The 769-nt window shown below is 70.9% G+C and carries 1 pseudogene; it reads left to right on the top strand.

Annotated elements, in window-relative coordinates:
- Positions 1–349: 349 nt before the first annotated feature.
- Positions 350–769 (top strand): annotated as a pseudogene (locus PKE99_RS38070) (XRE family transcriptional regulator); the annotation flags it as partial.

Here is a 769-nt window from a genome sequence, read left to right on the forward strand (position 1 = left end):
CCAAGTTCGTCGAGATCAGTCAGCGCATCGACGACCTCCGGGAGGCTCTCGACTCGGCGATGGCGCAGCTCGACGCGCGGGTGAGTGAGCTGGAGAAGTCGCTCCGCCGTTGACCGTCCGGCCGAGCTCGTCGATCCTGGCGGCGAGCAGGTCCGCCCAGCGACGCACCTCCGCGCCGAGCCGGGTCAGCTCCCGCCGCACCTCTCGTCGTTCGGCTGCGCTGAGCAAGGCCCCGCCGGCCTCCTCTTGTCGTCTGTCCTCCACGTGATCCACTCTGGCTTTCGCGAACTGCCCGCGGCAGGGCGCACATGGGGGCACACTCGGACGCCCAGGGCGCGGAGGGAGGTCGATGGCAGCCAACGAACGGCTCTGCGCGCTCCTGCGCGAGGCCGGCTACCTCGACCGCGACGGCTCCGTGGGCCGCAAGCGCTTCGCACGTGCGGTGACCGCGATGGCTGCGCGACGGGGACTCACCCGCGAGTACACGCACACCTACGTCAGCCGCTGGATCAACGGGACCATCCCGCGCGACGAGGAGGCGAGGGCGTGCATTCTGCAGGCCCTGGGCGAACGTCTCGGGCGCGAGGTACGTCCCGACGAGGTCGGGTTTGTGGGTGGACAGACGGTGAGCCCCGACGTGGGCCTCAGCTACCCCACCGACGCCGACGAGTCCGCATCCACCCTCGCCGCCCTGCTCCAGGCCGACATCGACCAGGCCGGCTCGGTGGTCGCCTCGGCGGCAAGACCAGCAGCATGGAACGAGGCCTCG

Source organism: Pseudonocardia halophobica (assembly GCF_027922425.1).
In the GTDB taxonomy this organism is placed as follows: Bacteria; Actinomycetota; Actinomycetes; order Mycobacteriales; family Pseudonocardiaceae; genus Pseudonocardia; species Pseudonocardia halophobica.